Origin of the sequence: Gordonia sp. ALPHA1B1, assembly GCF_005502615.1 — a bacterium.
GTDB lineage: Bacteria > Actinomycetota > Actinomycetes > Mycobacteriales > Mycobacteriaceae > Gordonia > Gordonia hongkongensis.
On the sequence record NZ_SCOC01000022.1, the window covers coordinates 1 to 13,536 of the forward strand.

13 protein-coding genes are annotated in these 13,536 nt (G+C 67.3%); 6 read left to right on the forward strand and 7 right to left on the reverse strand.

Annotated elements, in window-relative coordinates; all coding sequences use genetic code 11:
* From FFS52_RS15240 to FFS52_RS15260, 5 genes are all read left to right on the forward strand, one after another.
* The coding region (locus FFS52_RS15240; protein WP_137810184.1) for an IS1380 family transposase at window positions 1-883 on the forward strand (883 nt) is incomplete at its 5' end.
* Between the two features lie 373 nt (window positions 884-1,256).
* Complete coding sequence (locus tag FFS52_RS15245) at window positions 1,257-2,177, forward strand: enoyl-CoA hydratase (RefSeq protein WP_058251160.1); 921 nt, start codon at window positions 1,257-1,259, stop codon at window positions 2,175-2,177.
* Window position 2,178: 1 nt separating this feature from the next.
* Window positions 2,179-3,345 carry an acyl-CoA dehydrogenase family protein gene (locus FFS52_RS15250; RefSeq protein ID WP_058251161.1) on the forward strand — a complete coding sequence of 389 codons (1,167 nt, stop codon included), beginning with the start codon at window positions 2,179-2,181 and terminating at the stop codon, window positions 3,343-3,345.
* A gap of 5 nt (window positions 3,346-3,350) precedes the next feature.
* Window positions 3,351-4,319: an acyl-CoA dehydrogenase family protein gene (locus FFS52_RS15255; protein ID WP_137810236.1), complete on the forward strand. Its 969-nt coding sequence runs from the start codon at window positions 3,351-3,353 to the stop codon at window positions 4,317-4,319.
* Entirely contained in the window at window positions 4,316-5,422 is a 1,107-nt protein-coding gene (locus FFS52_RS15260) for an acyl-CoA dehydrogenase family protein (protein ID WP_171011649.1), read from the forward strand. Before FFS52_RS15255 ends, FFS52_RS15260 begins: the two co-directional genes overlap by 4 nt.
* A 6-nt stretch (window positions 5,423-5,428) precedes the next feature.
* Here FFS52_RS15260 and FFS52_RS15265 read toward each other — a convergent pair whose 3' ends face one another.
* The 7 genes from FFS52_RS15265 to hsaA all read right to left on the reverse strand — a co-directional run bounded on the left by FFS52_RS15265 (window position 5,429) and on the right by hsaA (window position 12,072).
* Entirely contained in the window at window positions 5,429-6,058 is a 630-nt protein-coding gene (locus FFS52_RS15265) for a TMEM175 family protein (protein WP_137810185.1), read from the reverse strand.
* Window positions 6,059-6,096: 38 nt separating this feature from the next.
* Entirely contained in the window at window positions 6,097-7,239 is a 1,143-nt protein-coding gene (locus FFS52_RS15270) for a sulfotransferase (protein WP_137810186.1), read from the reverse strand.
* Window positions 7,232-8,023 (reverse strand): SDR family oxidoreductase, encoded by a 792-nt coding sequence (locus FFS52_RS15275; RefSeq protein ID WP_137810187.1) that lies wholly within the window; start codon window positions 8,021-8,023, stop codon window positions 7,232-7,234. The genes FFS52_RS15270 and FFS52_RS15275 overlap by 8 nt, the downstream gene beginning before the upstream one ends.
* Window positions 8,020-9,267: a hypothetical protein gene (locus FFS52_RS15280; RefSeq protein WP_137810188.1), complete on the reverse strand. Its 1,248-nt coding sequence runs from the start codon at window positions 9,265-9,267 to the stop codon at window positions 8,020-8,022. Before FFS52_RS15280 ends, FFS52_RS15275 begins: the two co-directional genes overlap by 4 nt.
* A complete protein-coding gene (gene hsaB, locus FFS52_RS15285) occupies window positions 9,264-9,863 on the reverse strand; it encodes a 3-hydroxy-9,10-secoandrosta-1,3,5(10)-triene-9,17-dione monooxygenase reductase subunit (RefSeq protein ID WP_137810238.1) in 600 nt (199 codons plus the stop codon). Before hsaB ends, FFS52_RS15280 begins: the two co-directional genes overlap by 4 nt.
* Before the next feature lie 16 nt (window positions 9,864-9,879).
* Window positions 9,880-10,791 carry an iron-dependent extradiol dioxygenase HsaC gene (gene hsaC, locus FFS52_RS15290; protein WP_137810189.1) on the reverse strand — a complete coding sequence of 304 codons (912 nt, stop codon included), beginning with the start codon at window positions 10,789-10,791 and terminating at the stop codon, window positions 9,880-9,882.
* A 96-nt stretch (window positions 10,792-10,887) separates the two neighbouring features.
* The gene (gene hsaA, locus FFS52_RS15295) at window positions 10,888-12,072 is read right to left on the reverse strand and encodes a 3-hydroxy-9,10-secoandrosta-1,3,5(10)-triene-9,17-dione monooxygenase oxygenase subunit (RefSeq protein WP_065629140.1); all 1,185 of its coding nucleotides are present in this window, start codon (window positions 12,070-12,072) and stop codon (window positions 10,888-10,890) included.
* A 225-nt stretch (window positions 12,073-12,297) separates the two neighbouring features.
* Between hsaA and FFS52_RS15300 the strand changes: the two genes are divergently transcribed.
* On the forward strand, window positions 12,298-13,536 hold the full coding sequence (locus FFS52_RS15300) for a Rieske 2Fe-2S domain-containing protein (protein WP_137810190.1): 1,239 nt from the start codon (window positions 12,298-12,300) through the stop codon (window positions 13,534-13,536).

Genomic DNA, 13,536 nt, shown 5'->3' on the forward strand with positions numbered 1-13,536 from the left:
GCGTGAACTCCTGCGCAAAGGGTTGTCCCCGCAGGTCACCACTCTGTCCGCAGCCGGGCATGCCCCGGTGATCGCCAACGCCTGGCTACGCGCCGGGCGCACCGCTTCCGGGAACGGGGCAGCGAGAATGATCGCTGAAACCCTGACCACCGCACGCCGGTGTGGGGCGAGCGGGGAGATCACCGTGCGCGGCGACGCCGCCTATGGCACCGCTGCGGTGATGCGTACCTGTCAACGCCTCGCAGCGACGTTCTCGCTGGTCTTACGCACCAATACCGCGATCACCCGCGCCATCACCGCGATCGGAGACGACGCCTGGACCCCGGTGCACTATCCCGGGGCGGTCACCGACCCCGACACCGGCGAACTGATCTCTGACGCCGAAGTCGCCGAAACCACCTACACCGTGCAACCGGACTCCGCCCAGCCGGTCACCGCGCGACTGATCGTGCGTCGGGTCACAGCCCACCACCCCGCCGGCACCGACACATTGATGCCCGCGTGGCGGTACCACTCGTTTTTCACCAACACCACCGACGACACCGTCACCGCCGACCTCATCCACCGCCGCCACGCCATCATCGAAACCGTGTTCGCCGACCTCATCGACGGACCACTGGCCCACCTGCCCTCCGGACGGTTCGGCGCCAACGCCGCCTGGCTGGCCCTGACCGCGATCAGCCACAACCTGATGCGCACCCTCGCCGCACTCACCAACACCCCCACACTGCGAGCCGCGCGGGGCGCTACGCTGCGCCGCACCCTCATCGCGATACCCGCCCGACTAGCCCGACCAGCACGAACACCGGTGCTGCACCTACCCCGACACTGGCCCACCCAACACGCCTTCACCACCCTGTGGGCCGCGGCCAACACCACCTGACCTGACGTCGCCACCCGCCCACCCACGACCAAGGAACCCCAGTGAAAAGGCTGACACAGGTCAGCGAATACCACACGCCCACAACACAATCAGGCGATCACGCGCCCCAACCCCACCCCACCTGAACTCCTTCCACGGATCCAGGCTCAGGGAGCAGGGGTTATGGTGTTCTTTAGGGCTAAACAGCAGAGGAAACATCGAATGGTGATCGTCGCCAACATGTTTCGCGAGTTCGCCGAGATGATGCCGACGACAGCCGCCTCCTCGACGGCCGGATCCAGGAGCTCACCTATCGCTCCACACCGCACTTCTGACCCCGGCGATCACCCACACCGACTACCAACCAAGCACTTGCTAGGTTAGTCTCGGGGACATGAGTGACGCCGTCATCCCACCTCCGCTCGGACCCGACGATCTGGGCCCGGACACCTCACCGGTCGCCTACGAGACCGGCGGCCCCGACGGCGCGGTGGCCTATGTGACGCTGAACCGCCCGGAGTACCGCAACGCGCAGAACTCGGTGATGACCTATTCGCTCGACGCCGCGTTCCGCAAGGCCGTCGACGACGCTTCGGTGAAGGTGATCGTGCTGCGGGCGAACGGCAAGCACTTCTCGGCCGGACACGACATCGGCACCCCCGAACGCGACTTCGACACCTACTACGAGAACGCGGCCGTCCTGCACTGGGACCACACCGACAAGACCGGTGCCGACCAGCGTCTCGCCCGCGAGATGGAGGTGTACATGGGGATGTGCCGCCGCTGGCGCGACATCCCCAAACCCCTCATCGCCCAGGTCCATGGCGCGTGCATCGCCGGCGGTCTCATGCTCGCCTGGATCTGCGACTTCATCGTCGCCTCCGACGACGCGTTCTTCTCGGACCCGGTCGCCCGCATGGGCATCCCCGGCGTCGAGTACTTCGCCCACGCCTTCGTGCTCGGCCCGCGCCGGGCGAAGGAGATCCTCTTCACCGGTGAACGTTTCACCGCGACGCAGGCGGCCGACTGGGGCATGGTCAACCACGTCGTCCCCCGGGACGCCCTCGAGACCAAGGTGAACGAGATCGCCGAGAAGGCCGTCGCCATGCCGATGCAGGGGCTCTTCCTGAGCAAGAAGGCCGTCAACATCTGCGAAGACCAGATGGGACTTCGCAACTCGATGGACTCGGTGTTCGGCTGGCACCACTTCGCGCACGCGGCCAACTCCGAGGCGGGTGGCGACTCGCTCGGCGGGATGGACGCGAAGTCGATGAAGGCGTCGGCGTCGACCGGCACCGCGGGATCGGTGAGCTGACATGGACCTGCTGTTCGACGACGCCGCCGACGACTTCCGCGCCGAGGTCCGCACCTGGCTGGCCGATCATGTTCCGCGCGAACCGCTTCCGTCGATGGACACCGCCGAGGGATTCGAGGCGCACCGCGAGTGGGAGCGAACGATGGCCGCCGACCGGATGTCGGTCGTCAGCTGGCCGGAGGAATACGGCGGCCGCGATGCCCCGCTGCTGCACTGGGTCATCTTCGAGGAGGAGTACTACCGTTCGGGTGCTCCCGGACGCGTGAGCCAGAACGGCATCTTCCTGCTCGCACCCACCCTGTTCGAGCACGCGAGTCCTGCTCAGCTGGAACGCATCCTGCCGCGGATGGCCAACGCCGACGACATCTGGGGTCAGGCGTGGAGCGAACCCGAGGCCGGCAGCGACCTCGCCTCGCTGCGGTCGACCGCCGTTCGCACCGACGGCGGCTGGCTGCTCAACGGTCAGAAGACCTGGAGTTCGCGGTCGAGTTTCGCCGACCGCGCCTTCGGCCTCTTCCGCACCGACAAACAGGCACAGCGCCACAAGGGTCTCACCTACTTCATGTTCGACCTGCGCAGCGAGGGCGTGACCGTCCGGCCGATCGCACAGCTCGACGGCGAGGCCGGGTTCGCAGAGCTGTTCTTGGAGAACGTCTTCGTCCCCGACGATCCGTCGAATCCGGGCGAGTCGGGTGTCATCGGCGAGGTGGACAACGGGTGGCGGGTCGCGATGAGCACCGCCGCCAACGAACGCGGGCTGTCGCTGCGCGCACCCGGCCGGTTCCTGGCCACCACCGACCGCCTCGTCGAACTGTGGCGGTCGAACCGGGACGACGTCCCGTCGACGGCGAACACCGATGCGCGCGTGGCGGATGCGTGGATCGGGTCGCGAGCCTACGAGCTGTCCACGTATCAGACGGTGAGTCGTCTCGCGGCCGGTGGTTCGCTCGGCATGGAGTCGTCGATCAACAAGGTGTTCTGGTCGCAGTGGGACATCGCCGCCCACGAGACCGCCCTCGACCTGCAGGGCCCGGCCGCCGAGCTCGACGACCGGTGGACCGACGGCTACCTCTTCTCGTTGTCCGGGCCGATCTACGCGGGTACCAACGAGATCCAACGCAATGTCATCGCCGAGCGCCTGCTCGGCCTTCCCCGTGGAGATCGGTGATCATCATGGACTTCCGACTCTCCGACATCCACACCGACCTCGCCTCGACGGTGGACGCCATGCTGGGCAAGGCCGACATGCCGACCGCCACGCGCGCCTGGGCGGCCGGTGACCGCGCGGCCGTCGCCAAGGTCTACTCACAGCTGGCCGACGCGGGCATCAGCGGACTCCTGATCGACGAGTCACACGGCGGCAGCAGCGCCGGGGCCGTCGAGATGGTCGTCGCCGTCGAGCAACTCGGACGCCACTGTGCCCCGGGCCCGATCGTCGAGAGCGTCGCCGTGCTGCCGATCCTGCTGCACGACGCCGACGTGTCGGGCCCGCTCAGCGACCTCGCCGAGGGGCGGCTGGCGACCTGCGCGATCGGACCGCTCCAGCCGTTGGCCGCCGACACCGCCGCCGCCGATGTCTACCTCGTCCAGGACGGAGTGCTCTCGCGGGCCACCGTGCAGAGCACCGAGCCCTCGGTCGACAGCACCCGGACGTTGTCGCGGGTCACCGCCGGCGACGTCCTGGCCACCGGGGTCGATGCGTCCGACGCCGCGGACGCAGGCGCACTGGCCACGGCCGCGCAGCTGCTCGGCCTGGGTCAGGCGATGCTGTCCATCGCCTCGGAATACGCGCAGTCGCGCAAGCAGTTCGGCCGACCGATCGGGTCGTTCCAGGCCGTCAAACATCATCTCGCCGACGTGGCGATCGCCATCGAGATGGCCCGCCCCCTCGTTCACGCAGCCGCCCTCGGCGTCGACGGCCAGGTGCCGGAGGGCACCGACGTCTCGCGCGACATCTCGGCGGCGAAGGTCGCGGCCGCCGAGGCCGCCGACCTGTCGGCCCGCCGCTCGCTGCAGGTGATGGGGGCGATCGGGTATACCGCCGAGCACGACATCTCGCTGTACATCACCAAGACCCGGGCGCTGCTCAACGCCTGGGGCTCCCCTGCCGTACACCGCCAACGCATCCTGGAGACGCTGTGACCGTCAGTACCGGCATCGAAAGCCCGGCCATCGGCGCGGAGGAACGGGAGGCACTCGTCGAGGCGGTGCGGGATCTCCTGCGTCGCCGGGGCGATTCGACCACGGTCCGCGCGGCCATGTGCGCTCCCGGGCGCATCGACTCGACCCTGTGGCAGACGCTGTGCACCGAGATCGGGGTCGCCGCGCTTGCTGTCCCCGAGCGATTCGGCGGTGCCGGGGCGTCATGGATGGAGTCGGCCGCGGTGCTCGAAGAACTGGGCGCCGCACTGAGTCCCGTCCCCGCGCTCGGCTCCGCACTCGCCACCGGCACGATCCTGCTCGCGGGTGACGACGACGCGTCGTCGCGACTTCTGCCCGCCCTGGCCGCCGGCGAGCGGACCGCGGCGGTGTGCTGGGCCGGTGAACGCGGCTGGCAGACCCCCGGTGTGCGTGCCGACGCCGGACTCCTCACCGGGACAGCCCACTTCGTCGTCGACGGCGAGTCGGCAGACGTGCTCCTCGTGCTCGCGGCCGGCCCCGGGACACACCTGACCCTGCACGAGGTGGCCGCCGATGCGGACGGCGTCTCGGTGTCGCCGATGCCCGTCCTCGACCCGACCCGGGCGCTGTCCTCGGTGCGCTTCGACGAGGTGGCGTCCGCGGCGATCCCCGCGCCGGACGATCTCGCGTCCCGGCTCCGTGCGCTCGCCTGGGCCCTGCTGTCCGCCGAGCAGGTCGGGGGCGCGCAGCGAGCGCTCGACCTCACGGTCGATTACACCAAGTCCCGCAAGCAGTTCGGGCGCACCATCGGCTCGTTCCAGGCCCTCAAGCATCGGATGGCCGACATGTACGTGCTGGTCGAGACGGCGCGGTCGATCTCCCGCGCCGCCGTGGCCGCCCTCGCCGCCGACGAGCCGGACGCCGACGACCTGGCGCTGGCCGCCCACGTGTACTGCTCCGATGCCTATCGTCGTGTCACGGGCGAGGCGATCCAATTGCATGGCGGGATCGGCATCACCTGGGAGCACGACATCCAGCTCTATTTCAAGCGCGCACAGGCCACGTCGCAGATGTTCGGTGCCCCGCACACCGCGGTGACCGCAGCGGCCCGCGCACTGCGCTGACCGACCTCAGTGTCGCCGCGGCCGCCACCGGGCGAGCAACCGCTCGACCGGGTCGGTCAGCAGCAGTAGGAACAGCGGCAGATTTCCGCTGCGCGGGAACACGATCGCGACGCCCAGTGCGACCGCGAGGATGATGAACGTGGCGACTCCGCTCGACGAGGCGACCCATCGGTCGGTGGCGTCGTCGTCGGCGAGCAGTTCTCGGTGCCGACGGCCCCATTCGGCGATCGCGATGAGCGAGCCCACCGAGACGGCCAGCACACCGATGTAGAGGATGTTGGCCTGCTCGATGTGGGCGCCGTCGATGAGGGCCGTCGCGAAGGGCAGCGCCACGATCGTGAGCAACCAGATGAAGTGGAGGTTGATCAGCGTGCGGTCGTAGGCGCGGAAGTATTCCATCGTCTGATGGTGCTGGCGCCACAGGATCCAGATGACGCCGAAACTGATGATGAAGCTGACCAGTTCGATCGAGTTGTCGGACACCACGTCCGCGACCGACGAATCCTCGCGCAGGTCGTTGGCGATGTCGACGAGCGGGAGCACCAGCAGGGTCAGCGCGATCGCGACCACCGCGTCGGCGAATGCGATGAGCCGGCTCAGTCCCTCTGCCGACTGTCGGTTCTCCGGTTCTGCCATGCGATGCACTGTAGAACGACCGACGTGCGGCCGGTGGGTCAGACGGCGAAGGCCGCCTCGACCGTTGCCTCGTCGAGTCCGTAATCGGCGAGCTGGTACCGGTGCTGCGGTTTGCGCGCACCCGACCGGCTCTCCTCGTCGAGCGCGGTCACTGCCGCACGCGCGTCCTCCGACATCGGGGTGTCCAGCGCTGCGTACACCCGCTCGACGGTGCCCATCGGGTCGTTGCGCAGATCGGTGAAGTCGATGTCGAGGAACTGGGCCGGGTCGTGCCGCTTCCGTGCGGTGGAGAACTCGCGGAGTCCGCGCGACCACAGCTCGAGCTGGTCCCGGCCCACCTGCTCGCCGGTGAACGTCGTCGACCATCCCGGGGTGGCGTGTTCGGCCAAGCTGCACATCGACGCGATGAGAGTGCTGGGCGGCCGGTGCGTCTGGATCACCAGGGCATCCGGGTATGCCGCCATGAGCGCGTCGAGCGCGAACAGATGGCTGGGGTTCTTGAGCACCCACCGCTTGCCGGGGTCGTTGAGCCCGATCAGCTGCAGGTTCTTGCGGTGTCGGAGATACGCCGGCGTCCAGTCCTGTTGGGCGAGCCACCTCGAGTAGGTCGGGATGTGCGCGAGGGATTCGTACGAGATCGACATGACGCTCTGGCGGAGCAGCTGCCAGCACTCCTCGACCTCGCCGGCGTCCATGTAGTGCAACCCCATGAACTCGGGATTCTCGACGTGATGTTGCTCGAACCCGGCCTGGATCTGCTGGTAGACGGGATTGTCGGACCAGGTGTCGCGCGGCGGCCGGGGCTGCGGGAACTCGGCGAGCCACATCTCGACGCCCTGGTGCGCCGGATCGGCGGCCAGGAGTCGGTGCAGCGCAGTCGTTCCCGTGCGCGGCAGGCCGGTCACGAAGATCGGCCGCGTCACCTCGACGTCGGCGTACCCCGGGTTCGCCTTCCACGACGCCTCGCTGAGCAACCGGGCGACCAACGCGCCCTTGAGGAAGAAGCGGAACATCTTGCTGCCGATCTCGGTCAGCCCCGCCTCGGAGCGGTAGGAGTCGAGCAGGATGCCCAACGGCTCCAGGTACTCGGTGTCCCCGAAGTCGTCGAGGCCGGTGGCGCGAGTGGCCGAGGAATGCAGGTCTTCGATCGTGCCGACGTCGGTGCGTGCCGCACTAGTCATGGTATTCACCGCAATTCACGTCCAGGGTGTGCCCGGTGATGGCGCGCGCCATCGGCGAGGCGAGGAACACGACGGCGTCGGCGATCTCGTCCGGCTCCGGCAATCGCTTGAGGTCGGACTTCGACGCCGTCTGCTCGTAGACGTCGTCGGGTGAGATCCCGTATTTCTTGGCGACCTCGCCGAAGTACCACTTCAGCTGGTCGTCCCAGATGTAACCCGGTGCGACCGAGTTGATGCGAATCCCCTTGTCGCCGAGTTCGGAGGCCAGCGACTGCGACATCGCCAGCAGCGCCGACTTGGCGATCTTGTAACTGCCGTAACGGGGTTCGGAGTGCCGGATGACCATCGAGTTGATGTTCACGATCGAGCCGTCGGACTCGCCCAGCGCGTCGGTGAACGCGCGGATGACCCGCAACGTGCCCAGCACGGTGACGTCGATGCTGCTCGCGATCTGATCGAAGTCGGTGCGGGACAACGGCTTCATCGACGGGAGGGCGAAGGCGTTGTTGACCAGTACATCGGCCCGGCCGAACTCGGCGACGGTGGTGGCCACCAGGTTCTCGACGGCGGCGTCGTCGGTGATGTCGGCCGGGACGACGAGGCTGGTCCCGCCGGCGGCGTCGATCTCGGCGGCGACCTCCTTCAGCCTTGATTCCGTACGGGCGGCGAGGACGACCCGTGCGCCCTTCGCGGCCGCACGCAGGCAGATCGACCGCCCGAGTCCCGGACCGACACCCGAGACCACGACGACCTTGTCAGCGAGCAGACCCCCCTGTGCGCTCATCCCAGCATCCTCTCGGCGAACCCGCGCTGACGTGCCGTGATCCGCTCCGCCCAGCCGTCGGCGTCGATCCTGTTGTGCTCGAGGTGCGGCAGATGGCCGGCGACTTCGTCGAAAGCGACGACCTGTGCGGTCGGGCCCAGGTCCGGGCCGATCGGCGAATCACTGCGTTGCCACCGGAACTGCAGGATGCCCGTCGACCGGCCGGTCGTCTCGATCCAGTTCGCGACGCCCGGGTCGCGGTGGGACACCACCATGCGGATCATGCCGTCCGGATCCACCTGCGCCTGAGCGGAGTTCAGGCTGGTCTGGTGGTTGACGTAGTCCAGCGAGATGTACCACATGCTGCCGAGCTGGAATCCCTGGTACGGGGCGTCGGACCGCGGAATGGTGATCACCATCGCCTCGTCGGGCCCCAACCGGAAGTGTCCGACGGAGGAGAACTGCGTGCTGAGGCCGCCCGGGGTCTGCCGCGGTTCGGTGAACGTGTTGACCGGCTCGTCGAGGTAGAACCACTTCGGGAAATTGAACCAGGTGTTGATGCGAGCCGTCAGCATCTTGCCGGCCGTCGCGTACCGGCGGGACACCCGGGCCAGGTCCGGCTCCGGCGGCGCTGTCCCGATGGTGTCGACCCGTTCGATGGTGATCGACCCCTTGCGTTCGGACCAGTCGGAGTAGACCTCGCGCACCGCGAGCATCGACGCGCCCTCCCCGAGCGGGAAGTAGTCGTCCGGCGCATCGGGGATGGGTGGGCCGAAGGCCAGTTCGAACGACCCGTCGTCGGCGATCGTCAGCCGCCGGTCGTCGAACGCATCCTCGCCGCCCGGTACCGACGAGGCCGTGTAGTCGCCGCGCAGGACCTGGAAGCTGAGATCGGTTGTCGTACCGCGCCGCCCGCGTACCCGGTAGGTCCCGGTGGGCTCGACGTCTGCGTGATAGTAGAGCGTGTCCGGATTGTCCAGGCCCATCTTGGTCGACGGCCCGGTGGACGTCACGAAGTTCGGGTGGGAGATGGACCGGGCGCGCACCAGCTGGACGATGGCGGCGATGCTCCCGGCGAGGTAGTCGTAGCCTTCGGCGAGATCTTGGTCGGTCTCGACGAAATCGGCCGATGCGACCAGCTTCTCGGCCTCCGCGATCGCGTCGATGAGGGGCTGAGTGACCAGCGTCGGTGCGTCACTCGTTGTTTCGGTTGACGATGTCTCGGTCGTCGCTGTCTCGGTGCTCGTCGCGTCGTCGACGGTCATAGCCAGGTGTCCCCGCCCGTCCATGTGAGGAAGTTTTCCAACTCTGCCTGTGCGGGCGTGACCCGCGGGTGTTCGGTCGACAGGTAGCCGCCACGGTAGAACAGCAACGGCTTGTCCTGCAGCACTTCTCCGAGAGTCAGTGCGCGGCCGATGACGATGTGATGGTCGCCGCCGTTGGTGACGGTCTCCACGTCGCACTCGACCCAGGTCAGGCTGTGCCGGATGACGGGGAGGCCGGCCGGTGACGGGTCCCAGGTGACGTTCGCGAACTTGTCGTCGCCGGGGGCGCCGAAGGCGGCGCTGACGTCCTGCTGGCGGTTCGACAGGACGTTCACGCAGAACTTGCCCGTCTTCTCGATGACCTTCCAGCTCCGGGAGGTCTTCATCGGGCAGAAGAGGACCAGCGGCGGGTCGAGCGACAACGCGGCGAACGACTGGCACGCGAACCCGACCGGCTTGCCCGCGTCGTCGAGGGTCGTGATGACGGTGACCCCGGTACAGAACTGGCCCATCGCCGTTCGGAACTGACGGGAGTCGAAGTCGGCGGACCCGTACGGCGAACGCGTGGACTGCTGGGCCGTGGCGCCGGAGGGCATCTCGGACAAGGGCATCTCAGCCCTTGAACCCGACGCTGAAGTCATGCCCCCACAGACTCACTGCCGTGCTCTCCCGGGCGATCCACTCGTCGTCCTTCACCGTGCGCCCCTCACAACCGAATTCGATGTCGAAGCCGCCCGGCGTCTTCATGTAGAAGGACAGCATGAGGTCGTTGACGTGTCGGCCGAGCGTCGCCGACATCGGCACCTTCTTGCGCAGCGCGCGGTCGAGGCACAGGCCGACGTCGTCGGCGTTCTCCACCTCCACCATCAGGTGGACGATGCCGGTGCTGTTCGGGATCGGCAGGAAGGCCAGCGAATGGTGCCGGGGGTTGCAACCGAGGAAGCGCAGCCACGGCACCTCGTCGCCCTCTTCGCGGCCGACGACCTGCGGCGGGAGGCGCATCGAGTCACGGAGCTTGAATCCCAGGACGTCCCGGTAGAATTCGAGCGCTGCCTTGTCGTCGGAGCAGGTGAGCACCACGTGGCCCAGACCCTGCTCCTCGGTGACGAAGCGATGCCCGTACGGGCTGACGACGCGCCGGTGCTCCAGCGCGGCGCCGTGGAAGACCTCCAGGGTGTTGTCCGCCGGGTCGTCGAAGACGATCATCTCGGCGACCCGACGGTCGGCGACCTCCTCGTCCTTGCCCTCGCGGAAGACCACACCCGCACGCGACAGCCGATCCCGGACATTCTGCAACTCAGCGGCATTCGCGACCTCCCAGCCCGCGCAGGCGAGCCGGTCGTGCTCGGACGGCACGATGACCAGACGGGCCGGGAAATCGTCCATCCGGAGATACAGGGCACCGTCGGTGAGACCAGAGCCCTCGATCATGCCGAGGATCTTGAGGCCGTAGGTGCGCCACGCCTCGATGTCGGTGGCCTCGATCCTCATGTACCCCAACGAGCGAATCGGACTGTCACTCATCTCGATCAATCCTGTCTTGTCCCTGCTCCCTGAGGAGCGAGCTTGCGAGCCACTTCCCTGCTCCCTGAGGAGCGAGCTTGCGAGCGTCACGAAGGGTCACACCATCGTGTCGCCGATGGGAATCCCGAACTCGCCGTTGCCGAATGCGACGTAGGCGCGCTCCGGGTCGTTCGCGGCGTGCACGCGGCCGGCGTGGGCATCGCGCCAGAAGCGCTGGATCGGCGTCCCGTTCTCGAGCGCGTGGGCGCCCGAGTTCTCGAAGAGCCGATCGATCGCGGCGATCGCACGTCCGGTCGCACGCACCTGGTCGCGTCGAGCGGACAGCCGCAGTTCCATCGGGACCTCCTCGCCGGCGAGGATGAGGTCGTACTCGGCCTGCAGGTTGCCCGACAGCTGGCGCCACGCGGCGTCGATGTCGCTGGCGGCCTCGGCGATCCGGACCTTGGCGAACGGATCCTCCTTGGCCTTCTCGCCCGCGTAGGCGGCCCGGACCCGCTTGCCCTGGTGCTCGACGTGGGCGCGGTAGGCGCCGTAGGCCATGCCGACGATCGGCGTCGCGATGGTGCTGGGATGGATGGTGCCCCAGGGCATCTTGTAGACCGGCGCGGTGTTGCGCTCCAGGCCCGGGCTCTGCCCCATCGACATCGTGCGCATGCTGAGCATGCGGTGCCGGGGCACGAACACGTCCTTGACCTCGATGGTGTTGGACCCGGTGCCGCGCAGACCGACGACGTTCCACACGTCCTTGATCGTGTAGTCCTCACGCGGGATCAGGAAGCTGACGAAGTCGACGGGCTTGCCGTTCTTGATGACCGGACCCCCGACAAAGACCCAGTCAGCAGTCTCGCAACCCGACGACCACGCCCACGAACCGTTGACCTTGTAGCCGCCGTCGACGACCTCGCCCATGCCCATCGGCGCGTACGACGACGAGATCCGGACATTGGTGTCCGAACCCCACACGTCTTCCTGCGCCTGCTGGTCGAAGAGGGCGAGGTGCCAGTTGTGGACGCCGATGATGCCCGACACCCAGCCGGTGGACCCGCAGGCCGACGCGATCCGGCGGACCGCTTCGTAGAAGGTGACCGGGTCGACCTGATAGCCACCCCACTGCTCGGGCTGCAACAGCCGGAAGAAGCCGGCGGTCTCGAGGCTCGAGACGGTCTCGTCGGGGATTCGACGCAGATCCTCGGTCGACTGCGCACGCTGCTCGAGTTCCGGGAGCAGGACGTTGATCTTCTCCAGGACCTGCTCGGCGGCTTCGCTCCGTTGTGCTGGCATCTCGCCTGCTCCTACTCGTCTCTCCTCGGCCGGACGAGCCGGCCGCTGTACCCATCGAGTTCGAGATTAGAACACGTTCTCATTTCTGTCGAGGACTGGGACTTTATGCCCATGTACAGGCCCGATCGGCGTTCGGGACGACGATCGGGCTGACAAATCTGAAACGTGTTCTAGTATTGGGTACAGTTCTTCGACGCGACACCAGCCACAGACAGGAGAGGGCACATGTCTTCAGGACCCGAGACGATGACCCCGAGCAGCCCCGGCACGCCGAGCGCAGCCGTCGCCTCCGACGGGGCCGATGTGGGTATCCGGGAGATCGACACGGGTGCACCGCCCACCCGGTTCGCGCGCGGCTGGCACTGCCTCGGCCTGCACGAGGAGTTCGACGACGGCAAGCCTCACTCCGTCACGATCTTCGGCACCAAGCTGGTGGTCTGGGTCGACACCAAGGGCGAGGTGAACGTGCTCGACGCGTTCTGCCGGCACATGGGCGGCGACCTCTCCCAGGGCAAGCTCTCGGGCGACAACGTCGCGTGCCCGTTCCACGGCTGGCTGTGGAAGGGCAACGGACGGTGCGCCGGCGTGCCCTACGCCAAGCGCAACCCGAAGCTCGCCAAGACGCGCTCGTGGCCGTCGATGGTCCGCAACGGCCAGATCTTCGTCTACAACGATCCCGAGGGCAATCCGCCCCCGGATGAGTGCATCATCCCCGAACTCGAGGAATTCGGGTCCGACGAGTGGACGCCCTGGACCTGGAACCGCATCGTCATCGAGGGCTCCAACTGTCGCGAGATCATCGACAACGTCGTCGACATGGCGCACTTCTACTACGTGCATTTCGCTCTTCCGGATTACTTCAAGAACGTCTTCGAGGGTGAGATCGCCGCGCAGTACATGAATTCGCACGGTCGGCCCGACGTCACCCTCGGCACCAATTACGGCGACAGCCGCCTCGAATCGATCGCGGCGTATTACGGCCCGTCCTACATGCTGAACCCGATGATCCAGTACTACGGCGGCTACGCGGTCGAGACCATCCTCACCAACTGCCACTACCCGATCGACGAGAACTCCTTCGTCCTGATGTACGGCGTGATGGCCAAGGTCCCGGACGGCCTGACCGCCGAACAGGCGTCGAAGATGGCCACCAAGATCAGCGCCGGCGTCGAGGTGGGCTTCCTGCAGGACGTCGAGATCTGGAAGAACAAGACCCGGATCGACAACCCGCTCCTCGTCGAGGAGGACGGCCCGGTCTATCAGCTCCGCCGCTGGTACGACCAGTTCTACGTCGACAAGGCCGACGTCACCGACGAGATGACCGGCCGGTTCGAGTACGAGATCGACACCTCCAAGGCCCTCGAGAGCTGGAACGAGGAGATCCAGGAGAACCTGCGCCGCCAGGAGGCCGAGAAGGCTGCGGAATCCACGGCGTCGGAATCCACGGAGAAGGCCGAGGTCTGA

Coding starts and splice junctions, on each gene's coding strand:
- FFS52_RS15245 (WP_058251160.1), top strand. CDS start 1,257: ATGAGTGACGCCGTCATCCCACCTCCGCTCGGACCCGACGATCTGGGC.
- FFS52_RS15250 (WP_058251161.1), top strand. CDS start 2,179: ATGGACCTGCTGTTCGACGACGCCGCCGACGACTTCCGCGCCGAGGTC.
- FFS52_RS15255 (WP_137810236.1), top strand. CDS start 3,351: ATGGACTTCCGACTCTCCGACATCCACACCGACCTCGCCTCGACGGTG.
- FFS52_RS15265 (WP_137810185.1), bottom strand. CDS start 6,058: ATGGCAGAACCGGAGAACCGACAGTCGGCAGAGGGACTGAGCCGGCTC.
- FFS52_RS15270 (WP_137810186.1), bottom strand. CDS start 7,239: ATGACTAGTGCGGCACGCACCGACGTCGGCACGATCGAAGACCTGCAT.
- FFS52_RS15275 (WP_137810187.1), bottom strand. CDS start 8,023: ATGAGCGCACAGGGGGGTCTGCTCGCTGACAAGGTCGTCGTGGTCTCG.
- FFS52_RS15280 (WP_137810188.1), bottom strand. CDS start 9,267: ATGACCGTCGACGACGCGACGAGCACCGAGACAGCGACGACCGAGACA.
- hsaB (WP_137810238.1), bottom strand. CDS start 9,863: ATGCCCTCCGGCGCCACGGCCCAGCAGTCCACGCGTTCGCCGTACGGG.
- hsaC (WP_137810189.1), bottom strand. CDS start 10,791: ATGAGTGACAGTCCGATTCGCTCGTTGGGGTACATGAGGATCGAGGCC.
- hsaA (WP_065629140.1), bottom strand. CDS start 12,072: ATGCCAGCACAACGGAGCGAAGCCGCCGAGCAGGTCCTGGAGAAGATC.
- FFS52_RS15300 (WP_137810190.1), top strand. CDS start 12,298: ATGTCTTCAGGACCCGAGACGATGACCCCGAGCAGCCCCGGCACGCCG.